The 23,766-nt window shown below is 56.2% G+C and carries 22 protein-coding genes and 1 tRNA gene; 14 read left to right on the top strand and 9 right to left on the bottom strand.

Going from position 1 to position 23,766, the window contains the following annotated elements; all coding sequences use genetic code 11:
- Positions 1–104: 104 nt before the first annotated feature.
- On the top strand, positions 105–1,472 hold the full coding sequence (asnS, locus tag WBG04_RS17030) for an asparagine--tRNA ligase (RefSeq protein ID WP_424315877.1): 1,368 nt from the start codon (positions 105–107) through the stop codon (positions 1,470–1,472).
- 16 nt (positions 1,473–1,488) lie between these two features.
- On the opposite strand, the gene WBG04_RS17025 is transcribed toward asnS, so the two are convergent.
- On the bottom strand, positions 1,489–2,250 hold the full coding sequence (locus tag WBG04_RS17025) for a hypothetical protein (protein WP_424315875.1): 762 nt from the start codon (positions 2,248–2,250) through the stop codon (positions 1,489–1,491).
- Positions 2,250–2,627 (bottom strand): HesB/IscA family protein, encoded by a 378-nt coding sequence (locus tag WBG04_RS17020; RefSeq protein WP_424315873.1) that lies wholly within the window; start codon positions 2,625–2,627, stop codon positions 2,250–2,252. Before WBG04_RS17020 ends, WBG04_RS17025 begins: the two co-directional genes overlap by 1 nt.
- An 80-nt stretch (positions 2,628–2,707) precedes the next feature.
- Here WBG04_RS17020 and mutL point away from each other — a divergent pair, with 80 nt between their 5' ends.
- The 5 genes from mutL (at position 2,708) to WBG04_RS16995 (ending at position 8,563) form a co-directional block, all read left to right on the top strand.
- Complete coding sequence (gene mutL / locus WBG04_RS17015; protein WP_424315871.1) at positions 2,708–4,465, top strand: DNA mismatch repair endonuclease MutL; 1,758 nt, start codon at positions 2,708–2,710, stop codon at positions 4,463–4,465.
- Positions 4,466–4,865: 400 nt separating this feature from the next.
- Entirely contained in the window at positions 4,866–5,660 is a 795-nt protein-coding gene (locus WBG04_RS17010; RefSeq protein ID WP_424315869.1) for a hypothetical protein, read from the top strand.
- A gap of 327 nt (positions 5,661–5,987) precedes the next feature.
- Entirely contained in the window at positions 5,988–6,944 is a 957-nt protein-coding gene (locus WBG04_RS17005; RefSeq protein WP_424315867.1) for a hypothetical protein, read from the top strand.
- Between the two features lie 21 nt (positions 6,945–6,965).
- On the top strand, positions 6,966–7,526 hold the full coding sequence (locus WBG04_RS17000; protein WP_424315865.1) for a hypothetical protein: 561 nt from the start codon (positions 6,966–6,968) through the stop codon (positions 7,524–7,526).
- Positions 7,523–8,563, top strand: a complete 1,041-nt coding sequence (locus WBG04_RS16995) for a hypothetical protein (RefSeq protein ID WP_424315864.1) — start codon at positions 7,523–7,525, stop codon at positions 8,561–8,563. The genes WBG04_RS17000 and WBG04_RS16995 overlap by 4 nt, the downstream gene beginning before the upstream one ends.
- A gap of 53 nt (positions 8,564–8,616) precedes the next feature.
- Here the strand turns inward: WBG04_RS16995 and WBG04_RS16990 are convergent, their stop codons facing one another.
- On the bottom strand, positions 8,617–9,198 hold the full coding sequence (locus WBG04_RS16990; protein WP_424315862.1) for a hypothetical protein: 582 nt from the start codon (positions 9,196–9,198) through the stop codon (positions 8,617–8,619).
- Positions 9,199–9,413: 215 nt separating this feature from the next.
- Here WBG04_RS16990 and WBG04_RS16985 point away from each other — a divergent pair, with 215 nt between their 5' ends.
- From WBG04_RS16985 to WBG04_RS16960, 6 genes are all read left to right on the top strand, one after another.
- Positions 9,414–9,863, top strand: coding sequence for a hypothetical protein (locus tag WBG04_RS16985; protein ID WP_424315860.1), 450 nt, complete (start codon positions 9,414–9,416; stop codon positions 9,861–9,863).
- Positions 9,860–10,393, top strand: coding sequence for a type II secretion system protein (locus WBG04_RS16980; protein WP_424315858.1), 534 nt, complete (start codon positions 9,860–9,862; stop codon positions 10,391–10,393). The genes WBG04_RS16985 and WBG04_RS16980 overlap by 4 nt, the downstream gene beginning before the upstream one ends.
- On the top strand, positions 10,390–12,582 hold the full coding sequence (locus tag WBG04_RS16975; protein ID WP_424315856.1) for a hypothetical protein: 2,193 nt from the start codon (positions 10,390–10,392) through the stop codon (positions 12,580–12,582). Before WBG04_RS16980 ends, WBG04_RS16975 begins: the two co-directional genes overlap by 4 nt.
- Positions 12,583–12,819: 237 nt before the next feature.
- The gene (locus WBG04_RS16970) at positions 12,820–13,236 is read left to right on the top strand and encodes a hypothetical protein (RefSeq protein WP_424315854.1); all 417 of its coding nucleotides are present in this window, start codon (positions 12,820–12,822) and stop codon (positions 13,234–13,236) included.
- Positions 13,233–13,766: a hypothetical protein gene (locus WBG04_RS16965; protein ID WP_424315852.1), complete on the top strand. Its 534-nt coding sequence runs from the start codon at positions 13,233–13,235 to the stop codon at positions 13,764–13,766. Before WBG04_RS16970 ends, WBG04_RS16965 begins: the two co-directional genes overlap by 4 nt.
- A 47-nt stretch (positions 13,767–13,813) precedes the next feature.
- Positions 13,814–15,961, top strand: coding sequence for a hypothetical protein (locus WBG04_RS16960; protein ID WP_424315850.1), 2,148 nt, complete (start codon positions 13,814–13,816; stop codon positions 15,959–15,961).
- A gap of 3 nt (positions 15,962–15,964) precedes the next feature.
- Here WBG04_RS16960 and WBG04_RS16955 read toward each other — a convergent pair whose 3' ends face one another.
- Complete coding sequence (locus tag WBG04_RS16955) at positions 15,965–16,666, bottom strand: zinc ribbon domain-containing protein (RefSeq protein WP_424315848.1); 702 nt, start codon at positions 16,664–16,666, stop codon at positions 15,965–15,967.
- Positions 16,667–16,734: 68 nt separating this feature from the next.
- Here WBG04_RS16955 and WBG04_RS16950 point away from each other — a divergent pair, with 68 nt between their 5' ends.
- Complete coding sequence (locus WBG04_RS16950) at positions 16,735–18,354, top strand: hypothetical protein (protein WP_424315846.1); 1,620 nt, start codon at positions 16,735–16,737, stop codon at positions 18,352–18,354.
- A gap of 22 nt (positions 18,355–18,376) precedes the next feature.
- Positions 18,377–18,462: transfer RNA gene (locus WBG04_RS16945), tRNA-Leu, on the top strand.
- Between the two features lie 202 nt (positions 18,463–18,664).
- Here WBG04_RS16945 and WBG04_RS16940 read toward each other — a convergent pair.
- From WBG04_RS16940 to WBG04_RS16920, 5 genes are all read right to left on the bottom strand, one after another.
- A complete protein-coding gene (locus tag WBG04_RS16940) occupies positions 18,665–19,954 on the bottom strand; it encodes a Gfo/Idh/MocA family protein (RefSeq protein WP_424315844.1) in 1,290 nt (429 codons plus the stop codon).
- Between the two features lie 136 nt (positions 19,955–20,090).
- Positions 20,091–20,480: a hypothetical protein gene (locus WBG04_RS16935; protein WP_424315842.1), complete on the bottom strand. Its 390-nt coding sequence runs from the start codon at positions 20,478–20,480 to the stop codon at positions 20,091–20,093.
- 48 nt (positions 20,481–20,528) lie between these two features.
- Positions 20,529–21,293 (bottom strand): 3-keto-disaccharide hydrolase, encoded by a 765-nt coding sequence (locus WBG04_RS16930; protein WP_424315840.1) that lies wholly within the window; start codon positions 21,291–21,293, stop codon positions 20,529–20,531.
- Between the two features lie 138 nt (positions 21,294–21,431).
- Complete coding sequence (locus WBG04_RS16925) at positions 21,432–23,276, bottom strand: sulfatase-like hydrolase/transferase (protein WP_424315839.1); 1,845 nt, start codon at positions 23,274–23,276, stop codon at positions 21,432–21,434.
- A gap of 145 nt (positions 23,277–23,421) precedes the next feature.
- The coding region (locus WBG04_RS16920; protein ID WP_424315837.1) for an alpha-L-fucosidase at positions 23,422–23,766 on the bottom strand (345 nt) is incomplete at its 5' end.

The following is a 23,766-nucleotide window of genomic DNA, read 5'->3' as shown; positions in this document are numbered from 1 at the left end:
AGGCAGCGAGTTTGGACCTTGCATCCGTAATGGCAACACCAGGACCTTCCTTGGTGGGATCACGTAGGCTTGCGGGTGACATTTACCGTGTCTTAATCAGCGCCATGCGAAAATTGATCCGTGATTTGCTGGCGAGTGATGAACCACTGGACAGCATCGAAGCTGCCGGCTGGGTCCGCACCCGCCGTGATTCGAAGGCTTTCTCGTTTCTTGAAATCAATGACGGCTCCTGTTTGGGGAGTCTTCAAATCGTGGTCGATCAGGGCACGCCTGGATCCGAGTTGCTTCATCAGATGTCCACCGGTGCATCGGTTTGGGTCGAGGGTCGCTTGGTGGCATCCCAAGGTGGTGGTCAGAAGTGGGAGCTTCAAGCCGGTGCCGTACGTCTGTTGGGCGAGGCGCCGGATGATTTCCCGCTTCAGAAAAAAGGACACACTCCTGAGTTCCTGCGCTCGATCGGTCACCTCCGGCCGCGCACGAATCTCTACGGTGCGATGTTCCGGGTTCGGAGTCGGATGAGTCAGGCCGTCCATCGCTTCTTCGCCGAACGGGATTTCTACCATATCCATACGCCGATCATTACGGCGAGCGATTGCGAAGGTGCCGGCGAGATGTTCCGGGTGACGACGCTTGATCCGACATCGGGGAAGAAGCAGTCGTTCGACAAGGACTTCTTCGAGAAAGCGACTCACCTGACGGTCTCGGGTCAGTTGGAGGGCGAGACCTTTGCTTGTGCGTTGGGGAATATCTACACCTTTGGCCCGACGTTTCGGGCCGAGAATTCGCACACCTCGCGTCACGCAGCGGAGTTCTGGATGATCGAGCCTGAAATGGCCTTTTGTGATTTGAAAGGGGACATGGATCTTGCGGAAGAGATGGTGAAATTCCTCGTGGTCGAGGCTTTGGAGCACCAGCAAGGCGATCTAACGATCTTTGAAAAGTTTATCGATAAGGGCCTGCGCCCGCGTCTGGAAGCCGTGGCCTCGAATCCTTTCGAACGGGTTTCCTACACGGAAGCGGTCGCCATTCTTCAGAAGTCAGGCAAGAAGTTCGATTACCCGGTCGAGTACGGCCACAACTTGCAAAGTGAACACGAGCGCTGGTTGACCGAAGAGCACTTCAAGAAGCCGGTCACCGTCTTCAACTATCCGAAGGAGATCAAACCCTTCTACATGCGGCTCAATGACGATGACAAAACGGTGACGGCGATGGACCTGTTGGTTCCCGGAATCGGTGAGATCGTCGGTGGTAGTCAGCGCGAGGAACGCCTCGACGTGCTGCTTGCCAACATGAAACAACATGATCTTTCAGCTGAGGAATACGACTGGTATGTCGACACCCGGAAATATGGAACGGTCCCGCATGCGGGATTTGGCATGGGCTTCGAACGTCTGTTGATGTTCGTAACGGGGATGCACAACATTCGTGATGTGATTCCCTTCGCACGCACACCCGGAAGCTGCGAGTTTTGAGTCAGGCGATGATTCGCTACTCGTCCGTTTCCTGAGAGTTCGGTGGAAATACGGGAAATACCGCAGCCGGGTTCAGGACCTCCGGAGTGCTAAGCGTGAACTGGTTGGTTTCGCCCACCTGGTATTCACCGATCGCAATCGGCACCACGGTCAGCTGCACCACCGGGGTGTCGCCCCGGTCATCGCGGGCGACGCGCAGGACCATCGCGCAGTTGGGGACTTTGGAGACGGCGAGTTGATCGCCCGGACGGAACCATTCTTGGGCGGCCGTGTTGAGGGTCGGGAAGAGGTAGTCGATGGTCACCGGCCATGGGGCGGCTTCGGAAAATTCGTCCGGCTGGATCATCGCCTGACCGCGGATGGCGAAACCGGGTTGGAAGAGGTCTTCTTCTGTTAGAGCCCGGACATCGGTGACGACGAAATTGCCTTCGACGTACTGAATCAGTCCGGGTTCATCGAGGCTCTTGAGGTAGTTCCGCATCAGCGCCGAGTTCAGGCTGACCAGCGATTCGGCATCGAGTTCGGCGTAGCGCCGGTAGAGTGCACGTGGGTCGGCGGCATCGCCTGGAGGGGCATCTTGAAGGCTGAAGCCCACTGGGGGATCCGCGCGACCGAGCTTACTGAGAATCTTGTAGTTCTTCGGAATCTCGGGGTGGCCAAAGACATGAAGGCACAGCACCCAACTCAGGATCGCAAGGCAGGCGGCCATGGTGTTGGCGAGCGTCCACCAGTAATAGTGAGGCTTGCGCTTCCAGGTCTTTTCCTTGGGCTCTGCCATCAGGATTTACCGCAGTCTTCGAGTTCTTCCGGCGCCAGCGGTTTGTCGGTTTCCTCGAACGAAGTGCCGCAGCCACAGGAGCGGGCAGCTCGAGGATTCTGAATGCGAAAGCCGGCATCGGACAAGGAGTCGGAGTAATCGACCCGGCAGCCGCTGAGTCGCTCGAAGCTGTCGGCCGCGACGATCAAGCGACCTCCCTCAAATTCGACGACTTCGTCGCCTTCCTGGGCGTCGCCAATCTGCATTTCATACTGCCAGCCGGCACAACCGCCACGGCTCACGCCGAGACGCAGTCCCGTCAGGGGCCCGGCACCCTTGCTGGCGAGCAGGTTGCGTAAGGCGGTAGCGGCTTCATCGGAAATCGTAACCATGTCCATGCCGACTGATACGGCCGCATTGGCTGGGTGCGAAGCATAAATACATCGAGCGGGAAGGTCTTTACTGGAATTTTTCGCCTTTGACGCTTGGGCGCGGCGGTGGTCGGGATTACATCCGGATCGTGCCGCAGATCCGTGTTCTCCCCGATGTCCTCGCCAGCCAGGTGGCGGCGGGCGAAGTCGTCGAGCGCCCGGCCAGCGCGGTCAAGGAGCTGGTGGAGAACAGCCTGGATGCCGGAGCGGGCGAGGTGCTGGTGGAAATCCGGCGGGGGGGGGCGGCTTTGGTCAGGGTGACCGACGATGGTTGTGGGATGTCGCGCGAGGACGCGCTGCTTTCGCTCGAGCGCCATGCCACCAGCAAGTTGGTGGATGCGGGAGGCTTGCAGGAAATCCGGACGCTGGGCTTTCGTGGAGAGGCGGTGCCGAGCATTGCGAGTGTCTCGCGTTTTCGCCTGGTGACCTGTGAGGCGCAGGCGGTCTCGGCGACCGAGATTCAGATCGAGGGTGGGGTGGTCAAGGAAGTCAAGGAGGCCGGCAGTGCCCCCGGGACCATGACCGAGGTGAGGGATTTGTTTTTCAACGTCCCGGCGCGGCGTAAGTTCCTGCGCGCCGAATCGACTGAGTCCGCGCATATCGAGCATCAGCTTCGCTTGCACGCGCTGGCCGCCTCCGGAGTGCGCTTTCGTTTTCGCAAGGATGAACGGGAGGTCTTTGATCTACCGGCCGGCATGTCGCGGCTTGATCGGGTGCGCTGGATGCTGGGAACGAATGTTGGCAAGGAGCTTCTCGCCATACCGGTGCGCCATGGCAATGGACTGAATGTCGAAGGCTTCCTGCTGCCGGCGGGCCATGCCCGGAAAGGGCGAAGGCATCAGTGCGTCTTTCTTAACGGACGCCCGGTGGAAGATGCCGCCATTTCACGCGGATTGGTCGAAGGTTTCCGGGGTGGCTTGAGTGATGGACTTCACCCGGCGGCGTGGCTGTGGATTGAAATGGAGCCCAGACTCGTCGATGTGAACGTCCACCCGGCAAAACGGGAGATTCGGCTCCATCGTCCGCACGAACTGCGCGAAGTCATTGCCGAGGCGGTGAGGGAGGCGCTCAGGGAGGATCATGAGAAGAGGCAACCCGTGGTTTCGAAGGCTCCTGCCAGTAGCCTGCCACCGGCTCGCCACCCGCCAGTGCCCCGAAGCTGGCCTGGTGCAAGCTCGGCTCAGGCACCCACCTTACCGCTCGAGACGCCTGCTCCTGAAGTGGCTTATCCCTCGCCGAGTCGGTTTCGAAGGATCGGCGTGCTTCTTGGGCGCTATGCCGTGCTCGAGTCTGACGACGGCCTGGTCTTGCTCGATCCACGTGCGGCCCGAGAACGGATTCTGTATGAGCGCTGGCTGACGGGGACCGAGGGTCAGGCGATGGAAACCCAGAGCCTGCTGGTCCCGGCCCTTTTTGAACCGGGTCCGCGCGAGGTGGAACTGCTGCTCCGACACCGCGAGGTGTTCTCGGACGCCGGCTTCGAGCTTGAGGACTTCGGGGGAGGGACCATTCAGGTCACCACCGTGCCGGAATTTTTGAATCACGGAGATGTCGGAGCCTTTCTGACTCAGGTGATTGATGATCTCTCCGAAGGAGCTGGTCCTTCCTCTCGATTTGCCATGGATCGCTTGGCGAGAGTGCTCTCGCGCCGTGCCGCCCTGCAGGAAAGTCCGCGGCCAGAAGAGGCTGAGGCTCTTCTCGACCGATTGTTTCGATGTGATCTGCCCTACTGCGCGCCTGATGGGAGGCCGACGCTGACCGAGTTCTCCCTGCGAGAGCTGGAAAAGCGATTCGGTGGAGGATAGCGCTAGGGAGGCTGTAATTTTAGTATTCCGAGATATCTGGGGAGCTTTCATGTCTTGAATTATAAAAAATAAGATTGAGGAGGGTTCTGAGCTCTGGTTTAGTCCAAGTGGTTTTGGTTTAGGTTTCCGAGTTCTGACTGGTTTTTGGTTTTTTCCAGTGAGAGCAAAGCTTGGAATCCCTTATAGATCCTAGCCAAGCGTTCGATAAACCGTTCCGGGGTCTGATGTCAGACCCGCTGCCTTTGGGTGGCAAATTCAGGCATTTGGCCCCGGAGCGAACCGCTTAGACATCTTGGATGTCAATACGTTCAAAAATTAAGTAGAAATTTCTTGTTAAGATTTCCAAAAGGAAGATACTCGATCACGTAAGCGCCCGATGGGCTTTCGGATTTTTAGATCGATGAGTGCCTTCCGTGTCATTTCCGCCATCACTGGACTACTCCTGATTTCAGGAGCGGAAGGGGCACTGAAGTTGTCGGACCGCTTGGCTGAGCGGCATGAGCAGCTCGTTGAGGATCGCCGCGAGATCCTGCCTTCTCTAAGCGACCCCTTCGGGATCCCCGATCGAGCCCGAATCGTGCTCGAGGAACCCGACGACAAGTTTCGAAACTTCCGCGGCTGGCGCGGTAACGTGGTCGCGACCATTTTCTGGGTCGGGGAGCTTCCCACTGCCGCCAATCCGACACCGAACATCGCCAGCTCCTGGGATGTCAATTGGCAGGAGAGCTTCGGTGGCTACGACCATCCCGAACGCCGCAACGGATACTTGCCGGAGGGATTCGTCCCGAAACTGAACCCTTTCTACATTGCTCTGCCTTACAATGACATTGGTCCGGACTACCGGCACCAACCCGAAGCGTCCGAGGTGATCCCCTGGTTCTGGCGGGATTACAAGGGAGAGGGGATCTCGGTGTGCAAGGGCCGCTGGGTCGCGGTGCACAAGGGAGGAAAAGTTTGCTATGCCCAGTGGGAGGACGTCGGTCCGTTCCAGACCGATCACTGGGAATATGTTTTTGGCGGCGAGGAACCTCGCGACAACCGCAACGGAGGCGCAGGCATCGACCTGAGCCCGGCGGTGCGCGACTTCCTTGAGCTTCAGAGTGGCGAACGCGTCCAATGGCGCTTCGTCGAGAACCGCGATGTCCCGACCGGACCTTGGTCGGGATGGGCGCAGAAGGAGCATACCGGCCGCTGAATGATCACCCCACACCCTGCCAATCCCACACCCTGGCATCTGCTGTTCAACACCCAACCCTGAAAACAACGACGACCCAGTAATCCTTCACCTACCACACCCGGCAAATTGACTGGAGTTCGCTGTCCCGAGCGAGTTCCGGCGGCTCGGAGAGGGCAGTTCTGTCCCGAACCGGCATGGCCCGTCGCATAGCCATTGACGATCCCTGCCTTCCCGCCTCCTCCGAGCCGACTTCCCCCGGTGACCCGTCCCAGGTCCCGAGATCCATGGAAGCACTGCCGAGGTAAGATTCTAAAGGCTTTCTCCCACCCACACACACAACCAGCCATGAAAATCAGTCTATCGGCTGCCGTCTCGGCAGCAACCATAGCCGCCTGTCTCATCGTCTCCACCACGTCTGAAGGAAAGAGACGTAAAAAGAGCGACGGCGGAAGCAGCAGCAGTAGCAGCAGCTCCAACGACAATAGTGTCAGCGATGATTCGGAGACGTTTCCACTGATGCCTTCAGGTTGGTTGACGGCCTTCCCGACTATTGTTCAAACGGGCACAAAGCCTACGATCACTTGGGGAATCAATTATCCGTCGATCGTTGAAGACTACGTCACGATCACCCCGCCAGGCACGGTGACAGCAGACGAGGATGTCGACTGTGAGATCCGGGTTTTGGGTGCCGGCGTGACCGTATCCAGTTCCAACAGCAACAGCTTCTCGTTCGTGCCAACGGAGGCCACGATGAGATACCACACGGGCAGCTACAGCAGAATCTTCTACGGTACCAACCACGACGTGAACCCGAATCGTGTGGTTAGTTCGTTTGTATTGCAACGGAACAAGGATCTCAATTTCGGAGGCCGCTACTACTATGGTGGATGGGGGCCGAACTATACTTCCCAGAGCGGAACCCTGAATGTTCGGACTCTGGTGAATGGCATGACTCCGCCATCCAATATTCCTGACTACAACGCGCCCTCACTCGAAAGCTTCATTCGCCCCTACCTCGGGCCGGATGGCAAGGTGAAGATCGGGCCGATGGACGTCATCGTCTTCATGGAGTTGACTCACTCCGACAGCCAGATGTCCAACGTGGGCTACGACCTTCAGGACATGGTGCTGCTGGTGACCTTCAAATCGCGCGCCAGCACTCAAACAAACAACGGTCACGGCAACAATATCGACGGAATCGATTCGAGTAACCCCGGCAACGCTCCATTCATCAACCTGGATACTGACCCGTCCGTTGATGATGAAGGTAGTGGTGGAGGTGCTGCTCCAAGCAATCCTTGAACATCGAACCCACATATTAAAATGAAACGTCTTTCCATTACCTTATTGGTTGTCTGCAGCGTGGCTTCGGCTGAAGAAGTTCCCCTGAAGTCGCAGTTCAGAGATGCGGCGACGCATGAAGAGCTGTCGATTTCTCTCAGGAAATTCCAACAACGGGATCCGATGAAGAATCTTGAAGCGGTCGAGGGGGAGGATCCTTCGAAAGTCAATATTCCTGTCAGCATTCTGGAGCAGTCCGACATCATCAGCTTCGGAGGCTTTGCAACACTGGTTCCCAAACAGGCGATCATTTCAGCGCCTGCTCAATTCGAAAAGTACCTCGAGTTGAAGCCTGGAACGAAGATCATTGGTTGGTTGGACTTCTATGCCAAGAACCGGGGATGGATCACCACTGTAGAGGTAAGTCGCGAACAGGCCCAGGGCTACGAGGCGATAGCGGAAGCCACCCGTGAACGGATTAGCAAAAGCGCCAATCTTGTGGTTGCCACTCTGATGGGTGGGCCGATTTCGGTCTTCCCGCCTCAAGAGAAGAAAGATGAGCAGACGGCGGAGACCGCCGAAAATTCCACCACGACACCATGAAATACCATCAACTGCTAGCTATCGCAGCGCTACTGGCAACATCAGGCTCCGCTCTTGGACAGGCTGCGGATTTCTACACCAATTTCGTGCGTCAGGTTCAGCTTGAGCCGGGCATGCCCGAGGTGCGGTGGGATGTTTCCGTATTGCCGGAAGGTGAACAGCTTTCTCCACTTGCGATCAACCCTGGAGGTGCCCGTTTCGAATTGTGGACGGTGAAGTCCGATCCGCTCACCGTTTACCTCTTGGATTCCAAATATGTCGGCAGCTACATTCCGATCGCGCACACGATTATCCGTACCGAGGATCCCTATACTTACACCGGCATTCCAAGAACCCGGGCAGACCGCCAGTTCATTGTGGACGTTCAAGTCGAAGGTTTGCTGAGTGGTCTTACGGATCCGGAAGCATCAAAGAGTGTCAATCTGCTGCGTCATGTTCAGTCGTATGGGGCGGGAGGTACCGGAGCCAACATCGATCGGACCCAGGCCACTTTGCTGACCCAGTCGTCCTTGGTTAACAATGCGATTCACCGGATGACGTTTGCCGTCACATCAATTCCGGGAGCAGACCGTTCCAAGGTGCGTGGAGAAGAAAGGTTCTCGGTCTTCTCTGTCGATGACTATCAGGCACCTGCCTCTCAGCTCGCATCGATGCACGTTCAGATCTGGCCGGTAGCCGATGGGATGATCAGTGGGATTGCTGATGGAGAATCCCTTCGTTTCAACACCCCGTCCCTCACCCTGACGATGAATGACCTGTATCCCGATTCGCGGACCTATGCTCAGATTTACGAGGGTTCGCCCGCACTGGGAACCGTGGGTACGGTGATTTCGGGATCGGCGCTCATCTATTATGATTCAGTACCCCATGATCGTACTCTTGTCATTGAAGACTGGGCGGACTCGGTGGAAGAGAGCGGGCAGTACACCATCGAACTCCTGACAGAGACTCCGTTCGGAATCGATCGACTTGATCACGTGACCTTCACCATCAACCGTGACATCGAAGTCAACGGCACCGTGACAACCGTCGAGTGATCGAACGCAAAATCCCAAGATCGAATCTCATGAAGACGATGACACCGCAACATTCACTTCCTCTCGGCAGCCGCGGCTTCGAGCTGCTGGAGGAGGTTGTCGTTGCGGTAGATCAGCGAGAAGGAGGCTTCTCTGGTCTTGCGCAGGAGGTCTTCCATTTCGGTGAACACCATGTTGAGAAACAAGCCTTTGACGGGCTCGTGATGGAACGAGAGCGTCCGGGTGGAGAAGTTGTCCTCGGTCTTCCTCGCCTGCTGGTTGGGGATGAAGTCTCCGTGTTTGACCGTGAGCTGCCGCTTCATTTCATTAAACTGGCCTTCGATGCGGTCGGCGCTTTCTCCGGGCTTTCCGTAGTGGAGGGTCACTTCAAAAAGCCGGCCACTGTGAAATCTGGCATCCAGCGCTCGTGCCGTGGACGAGGGCAGGGGGTTTTTCCTGGACTGAACCCTGAACTCCCTGAGATCCGGCTGATCCCCCGGAATGGTGATCCGAACATCCAGTTCGTGACGCCCCGCAAACTCGATCAGTTTCTCAGGCGAGTCACCCCAACTGAGCCCGAACGGAGGAGCCAGGACCGCTTGTGCCGCCAACGGTGCGAGCAGGCTGATCCAAGCAAGCAATACGAATTTAGGCATGCAGGCAGACTGAACCTGCATCGCCCGACAAACAAGCGCCGACCAAGCGCAATCACCAACCATCCGACGAATTCCCCCGTTGCTATGGCCAGGCCCCGCCGAGGGCGTCCTGACCGACCAATGGAAGGGAATCATCGGATATGTTGAGATTCGGAAAAACAAGTGGTCCGGCTCGCGTAGGCAAGTCGACGAAGAAGTCCAAAGGTCGCCGATTCATGGGATCCGTGCTGCTTGAGGCAACGTATGCGATGACCTTTCTGACGGGTCTTTCGCTGATCCTGCTGAAGCTTTCGATCAACGTCACGGCACCTCGCCAATGGACGCTGCAGCAGACGGTATCCGATGCCTACCTGACCTATGAGAAGGCCTGGGCCCAGCGTCTGCCTTTCTCCGACCTCCTGGATACGGACTCACCGTGGCCGGAGTTTCCGCAAAAGACGGAGACACAGGTTGAGTTGGGAAAGCTCCCTGGTGGGAGTCCGATTTTTGGCACGGTGATTCGCACGCGAATTCCCGATGCGAACAATTTTCCTGCCGATGGCGGGAGCGGAACGGTCGAGACGAATCCTTCGGGGATGCGCGTCTATAACTTCCAGAGCCTGCTGACCTACAGCGTGGGAGAGCGGCAATATGCGAAATCCCGAACGGTTGTCCGATCGCAATGAAAGCCGTGCAAAAACTCCGAAGCCCGAAGGGCTACACTCTGATCGAGTTGAGTCTGGCAATGAGCGTCGGAATCATGGTCGCGATCATGGGCTTGATGCTTTTCAATCAGCAATTGGCCTTCCTGAGAATCTTCAAGGCTCAGGACTTCCTGACTCGTGAGGCTCCGATGATCAACAACTACGTGGTCCGCGTCATTAGTACGGCAGAGGACTACCGGCTTTATGAGGACATTGATGCGTTGAAAAACGGATCGGATCCGGTGCTTACCGGAGCCAAGGTTCTGCTGCTTCGGTTTCGGGAAGCGAACGGGACGATGCGCGCTTCCATTCTGTCCTTTGAAGATCCGGGAACCGGGCCCGGACTCTACTACACCATGGTCCCCGAAATGGGGTCGATCACGGGTCCGGACTGGGCGCTGAGCAAACAGCCGAGCCTGGTCTCCTTTGCGGTCGAGCAAGGCGTGTTGCGAATGCAGGTTACCGGACCCAATGGCGAAGAACTCATTTACTCAGGAACTCAACAGCTATGAATCGAGCATCCATCTCAAGGCGTCAATGGAAGGGCTATGTCTCGTATGTCCTCGTTTTATCCATGGGGGTTCTGCTGCTTTCCCTTCTACTCGGTGCCTACAAGACATCGATCCGTTCGCAAGAAGCACAGACGAAGGTAGGATTGCGGATCGATTATGCGGCGAAGGAGGAGGAGGTGTTGAAGGCCATCGTCAACCTTGTTCCGAATCGCGCGATGGGTGTGATGAAATCAAACTCCAATGCATCGGGAGCGAACCGGGATCCTCTCCGCTGGCGCGAGATTTTCTCCGTCGCTCTCGATCAGGCCAATGCACGTGAGTCAGTCAGCTCCGATGTGGCCCAAGGATTTGGCCTGGACACTTCCTACACGGCCACCAGTGGGGACTCCGACTACACCAACATCCTCAATATTTTTGACCCGATCGAACCGGACTCTCACAGCTGGGATGTCTCTCCATCGACAGGCCGGATCATCGGTCCGGGATATCCTCCCTCGCTCGATTCGGCGGTGGGAACGGTGATTGGCAGAGATCGGCTCTATCCAATGATCAGTCGCAGCAAGCAGTATACAGATCGTGCTCAGTCGGGGCTCGGACTGCCGGTGGCGGACTACCCTGAGTTCAATCTGTTACCCTATCCGAATATTCGTTTTGGTTACGCCGAGCCCGGTCAGCCTTTCGTCGCCAAACGGAACTGGTGGGCCTTCAGTCTCGATCTCGCAGATGAAGATGATCATCTCACGGGGATCGATCAGTATGAGCGGGACTTCGTGATCTCGGTCTATGAAATTCCATCCCAGTTGGCGATTTCCGCCGAAGCTTTCACTGTGCTCGGCAAGCATGCCGACGGTACGGATTGGGGGAACGCCACCATCGCGGGTGGCGTTTTCGCCACCCGGGCGAAAGTGGAGGGGGCTTTCAATCTCGAAAGACTTTCCGGACGCCGGGGCGTGGATATCTCAACGGAGTCGTCGATTGGATCAAACCCGATCGTTCAACCCGGAGCAGGGGCAAACCCCGCAGCGGATCCGCTCCAACCGGGCGTGCGAGAGCTCTACGAATTGACGAACGATACCTTCATGCCGGTCTCGCTCGCGTCCGAATCCGGGCGGGCGGCCTTCGTGCCGATCAGTCGTGGAGTGGACTTCTTTGATCGCTACGCGCACTCGCCTGAGACGGCGACCTTGTCCGACACGACGTGGAATGATTACAGCGTGGGAGCGATCCAGTGCGCGATGCATCTCGATGTGACCGATGTGTTGAGTTCAACGGATCCGACTCCAACGGAACTGACTTTCCGCTATCAGAAGGGAGGAACTGAAGAGACCTTGGTCATCGATTTGCTTTCCGGCCCTGACACCAATCTGCCTACGGGTTATGTTTTTTGCGCGCTTGAGGATGAGACGGTGAATTTCCCCTACCCGGTGGATGTCGCCTACGGGAAGAATGGTCAATATGCCTTCCAGCTTGGAGTCAGTGGCAATGTATCCTTCTCCAACGCCCGTTTCGGGGATCCCAATGTGGGCGTCCTGAAGTCCGGATACTTCCGGCCGAGTTATCCGTTCGCGCTCGATATCTTGCGCGGGTTGAAGCCGTGTATTGCGGTCTATCCCGAGCGGTTTCCGGCATTTCTTCAGTTGATTGGTGGAGATGATACGTCCGTAAATCATTCCTTGTCGGTCAATGTCGACTATCCCGGAAATGTCCTGCTCAACAAACCCTCGATTCCCTGCACTGATCTTGACTATGGGGTCATCCTCAAGGAGTGCGGAGATCTCAGTTCCTTCGCCAAAGGATTCTCTTTGGTGTCCAATCTAAGGCTCTACATTGCCGATGACTTCAACGTTCAAAGTGTAGCCCCCCCAGCGGGCTCTGGGATTGCGTCACCGTATTTTCCGCCGTGCTCGCTCTTCGCGCCTGAAAAACGATACGGTGGGGAAATCAATCCGTTCCGGCTCAGAGTCTCGGGACAGATGGGCAGTCTTGCCGGGGATCAGGGCACTGCGGGGCAGTCGGTTCACCTGCTCGATATGATTGACAGTAGCGGCGGCGAGATGGACCACGATAAGGTCGAGGTCAATCTGGCACCGATCGTTCATCCAGCCGCCCTGCCACCGGTTACCATGATGAACTGGCTCATCGTCGTCGAAGAGCGGCGGCGGGAGTTCTATACGGTCAGTGGACCATAGGTGGAGTAAACAAGGAAGGCGGGCGAAGACGCCTGAGAGTCCGTCACTGGGCCCCTGATCGGTGAAGATTGCTCCGTGATCACGTAGTTTTCGAAACGGGGAAGCTTTGTTAACTTTTCCTTAGTGATAAAGGTTTTCCCCAGGAAGACCTCTTTGCGCGGTGCGCGAAGAGGTGGGCTAGGACGGCGCCTCCGCAGGCACCGTTTGGGCTCGGTGCTGCTGGAGGCAACCTATGCCATGACTTTCCTTACGGGGCTTTCGTTGATTCTCTTGAAGCTTTCGATCAATGTCACGGCTCCGCGGCAGTGGACGCTGCAGCAGACGGTCTCGGATGCCTATCTGACCTATGAGAAGGCCTGGGCGCAGCGTCTTCCCTTCTCGGATCTGCTCGATACGGATTCGCCGTGGCCCCAGTATCCTCAGAAGTCCGAGGTGCAGGTCCAGCTCGGCAAGCTTCCCGGGGGGAGTGAGATTTATGGGACGGTGATTCGTACCCGGATTCCCGATTCTAACAACTTTCCTGTGGATGGCGGAAGCGGGTCCATCGCCACGAATCCCTCCGGGATGAAGGTCTACAATTTTCAGAGCCTGCTCACCTACAACGTGGGTGAGCGCAAGTATGTGAAATCTCGAACCATCGTGCGCTCACAATGAAGGCAACACCCAAAAATGGAACCAGGGGAGGATACACCTTGGTGGAGTTGAGCCTTGCGATGAGCGTTGGCATCATGGTCGCGTCCATGGGTCTGATGCTCTTCAATCAACAGATGGCCTTCCTCAGGATCTTCAGGGCACAGGATTTCCTAACCCGCGAGGCTCCGATGATTAACAACTACGTGATCCGTGTGATCGGCGCTGCGGAAGACTACCGCCTCTACGAGGACGTCGATGCCCTGAAAAACGGTGAAAGCCCGGTGCTGACTGGAGCGACGGCCTTGGTCCTTCGTTTCCGGGAATCCGATGGCTCGATGCGGGCGTCAATCTTATCGTTCGAGGATCCCGGAACTGGGCCGGGACTCTACTACACCATGATTCCGGAAAACGGGGCGATCCCGGGTCCTGAATGGGCTCTCAGCAGGCAGCCCAGTCTTGTTTCGTTTGCGGTGGAGCATGGGGTCTTGCGGATGATTGTGGCAGGGCCCAATGGCGAAGAACTAGTCTACTCCGGGACCCAACAGTTATGAGAAGGAATACCCAAACACTCCGATCACCAAGAGGCTACGTCTCCTATATGATGGTGCTCTCTATGGGCGTTGTCTTGCTATACATGCTGATCAATAGCTACAAGACAGCGATTCGTTCTCAGGAAGCGCAGGGGCTTGCGACCTTGAGAATTGATTACGCGGCGAAAGAGGATGCGATCCTCCGCGCGATCATTCCCATCGCCTCGAATTCTGCGATGCGCTGCATGCAGCATAATTCGAATTCGAGTTCTTCGATCAGCACACCTCTGCTTTGGCAGAAAGTGTTTCGTTCAGCCATTCTTCAATCCAACTCCGAGGCTTCGATCAAGAACAGTATTCTTGATGAATTCGGCCTTGAAACGGCAGTCGTGGGAAATTCAGGAGATGCGACAACATGGTCGTCCCAGACCTTTGAAGCCTACGATGGGACGAAGAGTCGCTATGTCTCACCGGGAGTCAACAAGGATTTCGGGGCCGGATTTCCCGTACCCCTTCAAAGTGGATCGGGGACGGTGTTGAGCAACGACAATCTGTGGCCGATCATTAGTCGCAACAAAGTCTACAGCACCTTGGCTGACGGACGGGTGGGAGCCTCGGTCGATGAGTATCCCCAGTTCAATCTGTTACCTTATCCCAACATACGATTCGGCTACGCGAAGCCAGGTGAAGATTTTGTCGCCAAGCGTAATTGGTGGGCGTTCAGAATGGATCTCTCCGATCAGCAGGATCAATACACCGGTGTTGAGAAGGCGAAGCGTGAATTCGTCCTTTCGATCTACGAAGTGCCCTCGCAGTTGGCCATTTCTGCCGAGGCATTCACGGTGCTTGGCAAGTATCAAGATGGAACGGATTGGGGCGATAATACTTCCATCACAGGGGGAGTCTTCGCGACGCGTGCCAAGGTCGAGGCCGGCATGAATCTGGAGCGGATCTCAGGTCGACGTGGATTGGATATTTCCACCGGGGCGAGCATCGGGGACAATCCCTTCGTCGAGAATACGGGCGATGGCACCGTCAATGCCTCCGATCCTTTCGCTCCCGGAGTGCGCGAGCAATACGAGCTCACCCACGGCACCTTCATGCCCGTCTCGCTCACTTCCGAGACCGGGCGTGCCGCCTTCATTCCCATCAACCGCGGGATCGATTTTTTCGATCGCTATGCGCATTCATCTGAATTGAATACCCTTTCTGATACCACTTGGAATGATTACACGGTCGGTGCGATCCAGTGCGCGATGCACATCGATATCACGGATGTGAGGGGGCCCGACGACTCCTCGCCGGGGGAATTGACCTTCCGCTATCAGAAGAATGGCATCGAGGAGACCATGGTGATTGACCTGGAGACCGGTCCTGACACGGATCTTCCTCCGGGATATATCTGGTGCGCCGATGAGAACCAGACGGTGACCTTCGATTTCCCTGTGGATGTGGCCTACGGTAAGAATGGTAGTTACAGTTTCCAAAGTGCGGTCTCCGGACCGGTATCATTCAGAAACAGCCGTTTCGGTGATCCTCTCGTCGGCACGCGCAAGTCGGGATTCTATCGGCCCAGCTATCCCTTCGAGGTCACGATGCTGCATGGGATCAAGCACTGCGTTTCCATCCACCCGGAGCGCTTCCCTGAGTTTCTTCAATTGATCGGAGCGGACGATACGGCGGTGAATCACTCGATTTCCATCAATGTCGACTATCCGGGCAATGTGCTCCTCAACAAGCCCTCCATCCCCTGCACGGAGCTCGATTATGGGGTGATACTGAAAGACTGTGCCAATCTCAGCAGCTTTCCCGAGGGCTTCTCGCTGGTGACCAATCTCAGGCTCTACATCGCGGATGACTTCAACACGACGGCAGTGAGTGCCCCGTTAGGCTCTGGATTGCCCGATCCCTTCTATCCTCCTTGCTCGCTGTTCGCTCCCGAAAAACGCTATGGCGCGGAGAACAACCCGTTTCGACTGAAGATTTCAGGCCAAATGGGAAGTCTGGCAGGTGACGCTGGAACCAATGGTCAGTCGGTTCACCTCCTCGACATGAAGAACGGCTCGAACAACGAGCTGGAACATGACAAGGTGGAGGTGAATCTTTCCCCCATCACGCACCCAGGCGCGCTCCCACCCGTGAGCATGATGAACTGGCTGGTGGTGGTCGAGGAACGCCGCAAGGAATTCTATTCGGTGACCCAGAGCCAACCCTGAAACTCAGGGTTCGATGTAGAGGATTCTTGCACAGTTCTCGCACTGGGCGATTTCCTTGCTTTGTGCCTTGATCAACGTGGCCGCGATCAAACGCACATGGCAGCCACCGCATTGGCCATTGTTCACGGGTGCCACGGCCACACCATTCTTGGTTTTCAAGAGACGATCATAGAGGTGGACGATGTCGGGATCTGCAGACTCGGCAAGTTGCTTGCGTTCGGCACGGGTTTCCTCGAGTTCGGTTTCGATGTTTCCAAAGCGCTCTTTGATCGACTTGAGGTCCTCTTCGACCAAGCGTTTGGTTTTTGCCAGGGCTTCTTCAGCAGACTTGAGCGTTGCCCTGAGGGAGTCGCCTATTTCCATCAGTTCCAGCTCCTTTGTTTCAAGCACATCGACGTCTTTCCCGTAACGTTCGATTTCGTGGCCGAGCGCGCTGTATTCGTCGTTTTTCCGAGTCTCGAACTGCTGGGTTCTCAGTCGGGTGATCGAGGTTTTGCGCGTATCGACGTCCAGTTCCACCTTCTTGATCTCCATCTCATTGGTGAGGATGGCCTTTTTGGCCACATCCACCGCTGCGGTGTCGGCCTCCAGCTTGGTTCTGGCACGGGCCTCGTCGATCGGGAGTTTCTCGAGTTGGTCCGCCAGCATGGCGATTCGACGATCCCTGTCCTGCAGGACCAACAGGTCCTCGATTTGCGGTAACATGCAGGTGCTTTACCTCCTGAAAAGGTGACCGGCAAGCCCCGGACAGGGATTGCATTACCGAATCCGCCATGGCAATGCTCTCCCCGCACATGGACGAGCCTCATTCCGAATCCGACGACATCGCCATCCGCTGCCCTGGTTGTGGCCAGCGCTTCAAGGTCGGTCAGGAGCTGCGGAACCGTATGGTCGAATGTGGCAGCTGCGACCGGCGATTCCGCGTCGATGACGAGGTTACGGTTCGCCAGCGCAAAATTTACCCTGGTGAACGGCGAAATGCTTCTCTCGATCGCTTCAGCCGGGTCCCAACCAAGTCTGCGGTCACGCCTGCCTTTGAACCCATCATCTACGAGAAGGACGTGCCGCCACCGGCAGCTGTCGAACCGACATCGCCGTTCAGGATCATTCTGGGGATCGCAGGAGTCGCCGGAGCCGCGATTGTTGCCCTGATTCTAATGTTTGGAGGTGAGCCCGGTGGCCTGCTCGACGGAACCGCGGTCTCCAAAAGGCTGATCCTCGCGTGTTTTACGGCCCTACTCGCATTTTCCCTCCTCTTCTTTGCAAACCCTCACAGTCGCGCCAAGGGCGTGATGGTCGGTCTGCTTTTTGCTGCGGTGCTGATCTCCTTGCCGTTTTTCTTCAGGCAGGGAACCCAGAGGAGCGCGTCGACCGGACAGGGCGGCTATGCCCCCTTTGAAATCGAAGAAGAGCTCGTGGTCGAAGTCGACCCCTTTGCTTCCCTCAAGGAGGAAATGCACTATGAGCCAATGGCGGAGGCTCTCGCCAGGTATGGACCTGATCGTGAAGTTCAGGGGAAAACGGCGATCGCGGTCTGGTTGCGTGACATGCGGGACTTCAACAAGCACCAAGTCGTCGAGTATCTGAGCGGATCGACCGGTGCCTCGGAAGCGTCCTGGCTCTATCCACGCCCTCCTGATGATTTCCTGATGGTCCTCATTGATGTCGAGAATGATCTGGGGAAAGTCGCCGAGCTCTGCACCCGTTTCGGGAAAGTCGCTCAGATCCACGAGGAGCTGCAGGTCGTGGAGATCGAAGTGAACAACGAGTCCTTCGTGCAGGGTTCGATCGACAAGCTTACGAATCCCGAGAACCCGTCGTTTTATGAATTGAATCGACGTGAGCTGGAGAGCATCGACCCGCGGCGGGTGGAGGAGGCGATCCAGCGGCTTGCAGATGTGGAGCCCAAGCTGTTTCGTCGTGATATCGTCAAGCGGCTGCAGCAATTGCTGGAGCGGGCCGACACGGAGATGAAGAGTGATATCGCAGAGGCCCTGGGAGTCTGGTCCGAGGAGGGTGATGGATCAGACGAATCGATCCGCGCGGTGGCGAAATCACTCATGGAAAAGGATGGAACCGTACCGCGCCCGGTCATTACCTACATGGTTCAGCGGGAGGACGAAGAGGTCATTCCTATTCTTGACGAGATGTGGGCGGACGATCCGGCCGCTTGGGAGACGCAGTATGGGGAGATGGGCGAGCCGATTGAGGAAAGGGTATTGGTCAGGTTCAAGGAGGGCTCTCCGATCCTCAAGATCTCTGCCGCCAATCTTCTCGCCAAAATTGGAACAGAGAAGAGTCTTGTTATTCTCAGAGAGGAACAGCAGAACGCGAAATCGGAGATGGCCGTGGTCGTCGGCCGGGCCATCGAAGCGATTGAAGCACGTCGTTGATTTGATCATGATTTGTTAGTGAGCCACCGTGGCGGAATTGGTAGACGCCGCGGACTTAAAATCCGTTGCTGGGTAACCAGCGTGGGGGTTCGAGTCCCCCCGGTGGCACTTTCATAATCAATGGTTTGCAAGTTTTTGGTGAAATATCCGGGCTAGGATGATGATCGACGCACGAACCAAGGGACTTTCGACCTTTGACCTTAAGGCTTTGGACCCCGCCCCGGAAGGGCGGTAGAATCTCAAGAACCGTCTCAAAACAGTAACATTCGGCCCCGACTCATTGATCGCCACCGCAGTCCCCTTGATACCCTTATCCGATCTCCGGCAGTTCGTAGCCTTTCCTTCGCGGGCGACTCTGCATCGCGGCTGCTTCTGCATCGTTGGTGATTTCCCCTGCAACGGGATCCCACCTCAGGGGACGGACCAGCCGCTCGGCGATGCCGGCGAGTTGGCAGATTGCCGCGCTACGATACCCGACAGTGGCCGGACAGATGGTCGGTTTACGCGACTTGATCGAGTCGATGAAGTTCTGGCGATGGTCTTTCGATTCGTATACCTGAATGTCGTTCGGACCGTAGCGATGGCGCACCAAATCCTTTGGCAGGCTGGCAATCTTGCCTCGACTAACGTGAACTTCACCCTTGGTGCCAATGAAGCGGATCATGTGACCATGGTCCGGCTTTTTGTCGCGCCAGACGGTGATGCCATCGGCGTAGCGGTAGTGGTGAAATTTGTTTCCGTCGTATCCGGCTGGAATGAACTCGACCGGTCCTGTGTCATCGCGGTCCAGCGCCCATTGGACGATATCAAAGTGGTGTGCTCCCCAATCGCCGAACTTACGACTACCATAATCCCAGTAGCTGCGCCATCCGCCGCCGTAAACTCCTTTAGCTCGGTTGTCCGAGTATTCGTAGAAGGGCGTCGGCCCCAACCAACGATCGTAATCGAAACCCTGCGGGACCGGAATGATTGTCTCCTTCTCGGGCGGTAGTGGAAAGCGGCCGAGCTGGCAGTATACCTCCTTCACATCACCGATCAGACCGTTGCGGACCAAGTTGACAGCGATACGGAAGTGGACCGTGGAGCGTTGCTGAGAGCCGACCTGGACAATTCGGCCATATTTCTTCTCTGCCTCGACCATCAACTGGCCCTCTTCGATCGTCAGGGTCATGGGCTTCTCGACGTAAACGTCCTTGCCTGCTTTCATTGCCGCGAGTGCGATTCCCGCATGCCAGTGGTCCGGGGTGGCAATGCAGACGGCATCAATTTTTGGATTCGCTAGCACCTCCTCGAAATGTGAGGTGGATTGGAGACTTTTGTGTCCTCGTTGGGCGAGCTTCCCGATCGATTCCTTGACCTTCCAATCGCGGACGTCGCAGACCGCGAGTGGTTGGACGTCCTTCATGCCGGCGAAGCTGACGACATGTCCTTGGGCGATCAGTCCGACACCTATGTAGCCAAGCCCGATGCGGGAGTTGGCTCCTGCTTTGGTCTTGTTGCCAAGCGTTTCCGCCCGGACGATCTGCGGCCCGGCGACGGCTGCTGCCATGGAGGTTTTAAGAAAGTGGCGGCGCGAAAAGTTGATATGTGAGTTATTCATGAAAAAGGGGATGTTCGGTTGTTTGCTGGCTACAGGTGGAGTTGATCACCGTCGCCAAGCCGGGGTGAGGTTTGGAAGTGAAACGGAAGAGGATGGAGGGGTGTGTAACATGGCTACAATTGGTTAGGGGTTGGATCTACTTTGGTTCGAAATGTGCCTTTGGATCCCGCGACATCGCTGGGTCGATTACTATCTCGCCTTTCTCACAACGCTTGAGGAACCCGTCAACGTATATGGTGTCACCCGGCTTGACGCTCTCCGCCATCGCCCTGAAATCACCAAAGTTGCAACGTGTTCCTTCGGACAGAATAATCCATGCCGAATCGGGATCTGAAGTATCTACTTTTTTCACAACACCCTTTGCCGTGATCTTCTTCCCAACAAAGTTCTTTCCCTTCACCAAAAGGTCTTGCTCGTGGAACTGCGCTGCAGGCTTCCCATAATCCATCTCCCAACCTTTGCCGCATCCGACAAAGAGAACAGCAAGAATAAGCGGCATTAACATCAATGGGGACTTTGTTTTCATCGATTCATATTTGTGTATGCTATCGGGGATCGTTGGCGACAGGCTGGATTAGAGTTCGCGGACCCAAATGTTGCGATAACGGACGGGTTGACCGTGGTCTTGCAGAGTGATTGGGGCCTTCGGCGCGTGGGCTTTGACGGTAGGGAGACGATTGTGGTTGGTGCTGCCAAGAATCTCGGTGTTGTTCTGAACGACTACTCCGTTATGAATGACCGTAACAGTTGGAGGAGAGACCATTTTCTGTCCCTCGAATCTCGGGCTTTTGAAGATAATGTCGTAAGTCTGCCATTCACCGGGCTTCTTGGAGGCGTTTACTAGAGCGGGAGTTTGTCCGTAGACGGCACCCGCCATGCCGTCAGGATAGGCGGGATTTTCGTATGCATCCATGATTTGAATTTCATAAAGGCCCATCAGGTATATGCCGCTGTTTCCCCGGCGTTGGGCGTCTTCATTGATGATGGTAGGAGTAGCCCATTCGAGATGGATTTGGAGGTCGCCGAACCTTCGCTTTGTTTGGATGTTGCCGACTGCGGCGACTTCAGTATAGCCGTCTTCAATCTTCCATTGAGCTTTGCCTTCAGGGTTGTCGGCGGTCTTCCTTCCAACCCACGCATCGAGGTTGGTGCCATCAAAAAGAATGATCGCATCGGATGGCGCGTCGGATGGTGAGTCGCCAGGGGTGATGATCTTTGGCAAGGGCCGGTCCATGTCGTGAACGCGCCAGCCGCTAGGGAGTTTCGGGTTTTTGTTTTCCTGTGCGGATGCGGTAGTTACGCAAGTGGCCAAGACGAGGATGGCTGTTGTTGGTTTCATGGTTCTTGTTGACTGTGTTGAGCTTAAGCGACGATGAGTCTGCCGAGCCAATTGGAGAAGCCAATCCGGCAAGCACCCGATGGGCTTCGAAGGAAGGGTGATATGGGCGTTGATTTCATCTGATGCCTATGACCTCTTTTATTCCCGGTGATCTCCGCGCGATGCCGTCTTTGCATTATTACTACTCTCGGCGAAACGACGGATGTAGTTGAAATCCTCGCTCTTCATTTCTTTGCCTGCCGCCCAGTTGTCTGGAAGCTGGTCAAGGAGATCGAGACTGCGGAGCGTGTTGAGAAGATTGAGAAGCGAGGGGCCATCCATTTCACTGGCCACGTCGGTGACGAGGGAATTCGCGGCGAGATCCTCATTTCCGAAGGCGAAAATGGCATCAGCAGCGGTGGTCCGGATGACGGCATGTTGGTCCTTGAGAAGGGGGACGAGGGCGTCGGCTTCATGGGCGGCTTGATCACCGAGAGCACGGAGTCCGATGATTCCCCAGTAGCGGACGACGACATCCTCCGAGGTGAGAGCCTCTTTAAGTGTGGGGATATTTACCGCATCCACTTCAGTGGCGGTGAAGGCAAGATCAGTGACTTTTGAGACATCGAACTGATCGCTCTGCACATAGTCCGCAATGGTGGTTCCCTTGGAAAGCGTGCCGAAGAGCGGTTCGGGGATCAGTCCGGTGTCCTGAACTTCTTTCATCGTTGCTTTAAGGCGTTCCCGCAATGCGATGAGCTTCCTCATGTACTGGGGATCTGCAGCGAGGTTGTTGACCTCCCATGGGTCTGTCGCAAGGTCATAGAGCTGTTCCGATGTGCCTGTAGGTTCCCAGAGTGCCTTGTGAATGCCACTGAGCTTGTGCTCTTCCCATGCCTTTCTGTAGGCGATCCAGCCGGGTTGGCGGAATTGATAGGACGAATAGGGAGCGGCCGGAAAATGGGGATTGAAGTTGCGGATGTATTTCCACCTCCCGTCCGTCAGACCTCGGCGCAGGCCGTAAAGTTCGTCGAAGCGGTCGGCGAACAGGAACTCCATTTCATCCTCCTCAGGTTCGACGCGCTTGGTACCGAGAAAAGCTCTGCCCTGCATCTGCTTCGGGGTTTCAATGTCTGCAAGGGAGAGGAAGGTCGGCGAGAAATCGACGAAGGAAACCGGTTCGACGACCCGCTCGCCCGCTTTGAAGGGGGAGAGACTTCTGAATCTTTTCGGGATCTGCACGATCAGTGGAATCTTCACGCCGGTTTCCTCGAGGTAGCGTTTCCCGCGCGGGAGGATACCACCGTGATCCGAGGAGTAGATGACGATGGTGTTGTCCGCTAGGCCTGCATTCTTGAGTTCTTCGAGGATCTTGCCAACTTGGGAGTCCATCTCCGCGATGCGGTCAATGTAGCGGGCGTAGTCCTTACGGATCTCCGGGAGGTCCGGGAGATAGGGAGGAAGGTCAACTTGCTCCGGTATGAGCCGTTTCGGTTCAGTAGGCTTGTCGTCAAAAAGCGAGCTTTCGTGGGAGACCGCGACACAGAATATCGCGAAGAAAGGTTTCCCCTCCGGCCGGTTCTTGTAGTGGGCCTTGTGTGACGAGTCGTCCCAGTAGGAGTTGTCATCTCCCTCGAAATTGTAGTCAGTCTTCGCTCGGTTAGTGCAGTAGTATCCGTCGGCGCGAAGGTATTCGACGTTGGGCCTGTATTTCTGTGGAATGGGATGGCGTGAACGCATGTGCTGCGTGCCCATGGAGGGGGAATAGGCACCGGTGAGGATGGTTGCACGTGCGACGGCACAGACAGGTGCGTTCGAGTAGGCGTGTTCGAAAAGGAAACCCTCTTTTGCCAATGCATCCAAGCATGGAGTCTCAGCCTGCTTGTTGCCGTAGCAACCAAGCCAATGGGAGGAGTTGTCCTCACTGACGATCCAGACGAAGTTCGGTTTTTCCCCGGCAAGAAGCGGCGTGGCCAGAGCGAGAAGGCAAAGCAGGATCTTCATGGGTGGCGGTTTTATAATGCAAGTGACGCGGTGGGGAATACGGTTGTAGACGAAAAAACTTCCGCCGAGTTTCCTTGGGGAAAGCCTTGTCGATTCTTTGCAGACCCTTTTCAACGGAGGCGGTGAATGCTACGAACTTGTTTCTTCAGGGGTCGGCTAGTGGAGCCGCAGCTGCCGGGGTTGGAATAGTTTGGGTCGTCCGCGCTGAACTCGGGCGGTCACGCAATATCTCTCCGACTTCCCGTGCCCGTTGCATGGCGTAGTCGGGGATGAGTCCGGTTTTGTCAGGCGAAATATTGAGCAGGTAGTTGGCATTCCGCTGGTTGCACCGCTCCAGCATTGCGACAATATCTCCGGCCGGCTTCATGTTTCCCAGATCTTCCTTCGAGGTCCAAAACCACTCAGGCCCGAATGGCACGTGATTAAGGCCGTCCGTCGTTGATTTTTTGTTAGATTTTTCTCCATGAAAAACCCTGCCGACGGTAGCTTC

It is taken from the genome of Haloferula sp., from assembly GCF_049672945.1.
Classification (GTDB): Bacteria; Verrucomicrobiota; Verrucomicrobiia; order Verrucomicrobiales; family Akkermansiaceae; genus Haloferula.
This window is presented reverse-complemented; position numbering and strand designations above follow the sequence as displayed.

What these genes read in the sequence shown, in the direction of transcription:
- WBG04_RS17025 (WP_424315875.1), bottom strand. Translation starts at nt 2,250, where the DNA reads ATGGCAGAGCCCAAGGAAAAGACCTGGAAGCGCAAGCCTCACTATTAC.
- WBG04_RS16995 (WP_424315864.1), top strand. Translation starts at nt 7,523, where the DNA reads ATGAAATACCATCAACTGCTAGCTATCGCAGCGCTACTGGCAACATCA.
- WBG04_RS17000 (WP_424315865.1), top strand. Translation starts at nt 6,966, where the DNA reads ATGAAACGTCTTTCCATTACCTTATTGGTTGTCTGCAGCGTGGCTTCG.
- WBG04_RS16985 (WP_424315860.1), top strand. Translation starts at nt 9,414, where the DNA reads ATGGGATCCGTGCTGCTTGAGGCAACGTATGCGATGACCTTTCTGACG.
- WBG04_RS16975 (WP_424315856.1), top strand. Translation starts at nt 10,390, where the DNA reads ATGAATCGAGCATCCATCTCAAGGCGTCAATGGAAGGGCTATGTCTCG.
- WBG04_RS16930 (WP_424315840.1), bottom strand. Translation starts at nt 21,293, where the DNA reads ATGAAACCAACAACAGCCATCCTCGTCTTGGCCACTTGCGTAACTACC.
- WBG04_RS16990 (WP_424315862.1), bottom strand. Translation starts at nt 9,198, where the DNA reads ATGCCTAAATTCGTATTGCTTGCTTGGATCAGCCTGCTCGCACCGTTG.
- WBG04_RS17005 (WP_424315867.1), top strand. Translation starts at nt 5,988, where the DNA reads ATGAAAATCAGTCTATCGGCTGCCGTCTCGGCAGCAACCATAGCCGCC.
- WBG04_RS16950 (WP_424315846.1), top strand. Translation starts at nt 16,735, where the DNA reads ATGGCAATGCTCTCCCCGCACATGGACGAGCCTCATTCCGAATCCGAC.
- WBG04_RS16960 (WP_424315850.1), top strand. Translation starts at nt 13,814, where the DNA reads ATGATGGTGCTCTCTATGGGCGTTGTCTTGCTATACATGCTGATCAAT.
- WBG04_RS16965 (WP_424315852.1), top strand. Translation starts at nt 13,233, where the DNA reads ATGAAGGCAACACCCAAAAATGGAACCAGGGGAGGATACACCTTGGTG.
- WBG04_RS17010 (WP_424315869.1), top strand. Translation starts at nt 4,866, where the DNA reads ATGAGTGCCTTCCGTGTCATTTCCGCCATCACTGGACTACTCCTGATT.
- WBG04_RS16935 (WP_424315842.1), bottom strand. Translation starts at nt 20,480, where the DNA reads ATGAAAACAAAGTCCCCATTGATGTTAATGCCGCTTATTCTTGCTGTT.
- asnS (WP_424315877.1), top strand. Translation starts at nt 105, where the DNA reads ATGCGAAAATTGATCCGTGATTTGCTGGCGAGTGATGAACCACTGGAC.
- WBG04_RS17020 (WP_424315873.1), bottom strand. Translation starts at nt 2,627, where the DNA reads ATGGACATGGTTACGATTTCCGATGAAGCCGCTACCGCCTTACGCAAC.
- WBG04_RS16925 (WP_424315839.1), bottom strand. Translation starts at nt 23,276, where the DNA reads ATGAAGATCCTGCTTTGCCTTCTCGCTCTGGCCACGCCGCTTCTTGCC.
- WBG04_RS16955 (WP_424315848.1), bottom strand. Translation starts at nt 16,666, where the DNA reads ATGTTACCGCAAATCGAGGACCTGTTGGTCCTGCAGGACAGGGATCGT.
- WBG04_RS16980 (WP_424315858.1), top strand. Translation starts at nt 9,860, where the DNA reads ATGAAAGCCGTGCAAAAACTCCGAAGCCCGAAGGGCTACACTCTGATC.
- WBG04_RS16940 (WP_424315844.1), bottom strand. Translation starts at nt 19,954, where the DNA reads ATGAATAACTCACATATCAACTTTTCGCGCCGCCACTTTCTTAAAACC.
- WBG04_RS16970 (WP_424315854.1), top strand. Translation starts at nt 12,820, where the DNA reads ATGACTTTCCTTACGGGGCTTTCGTTGATTCTCTTGAAGCTTTCGATC.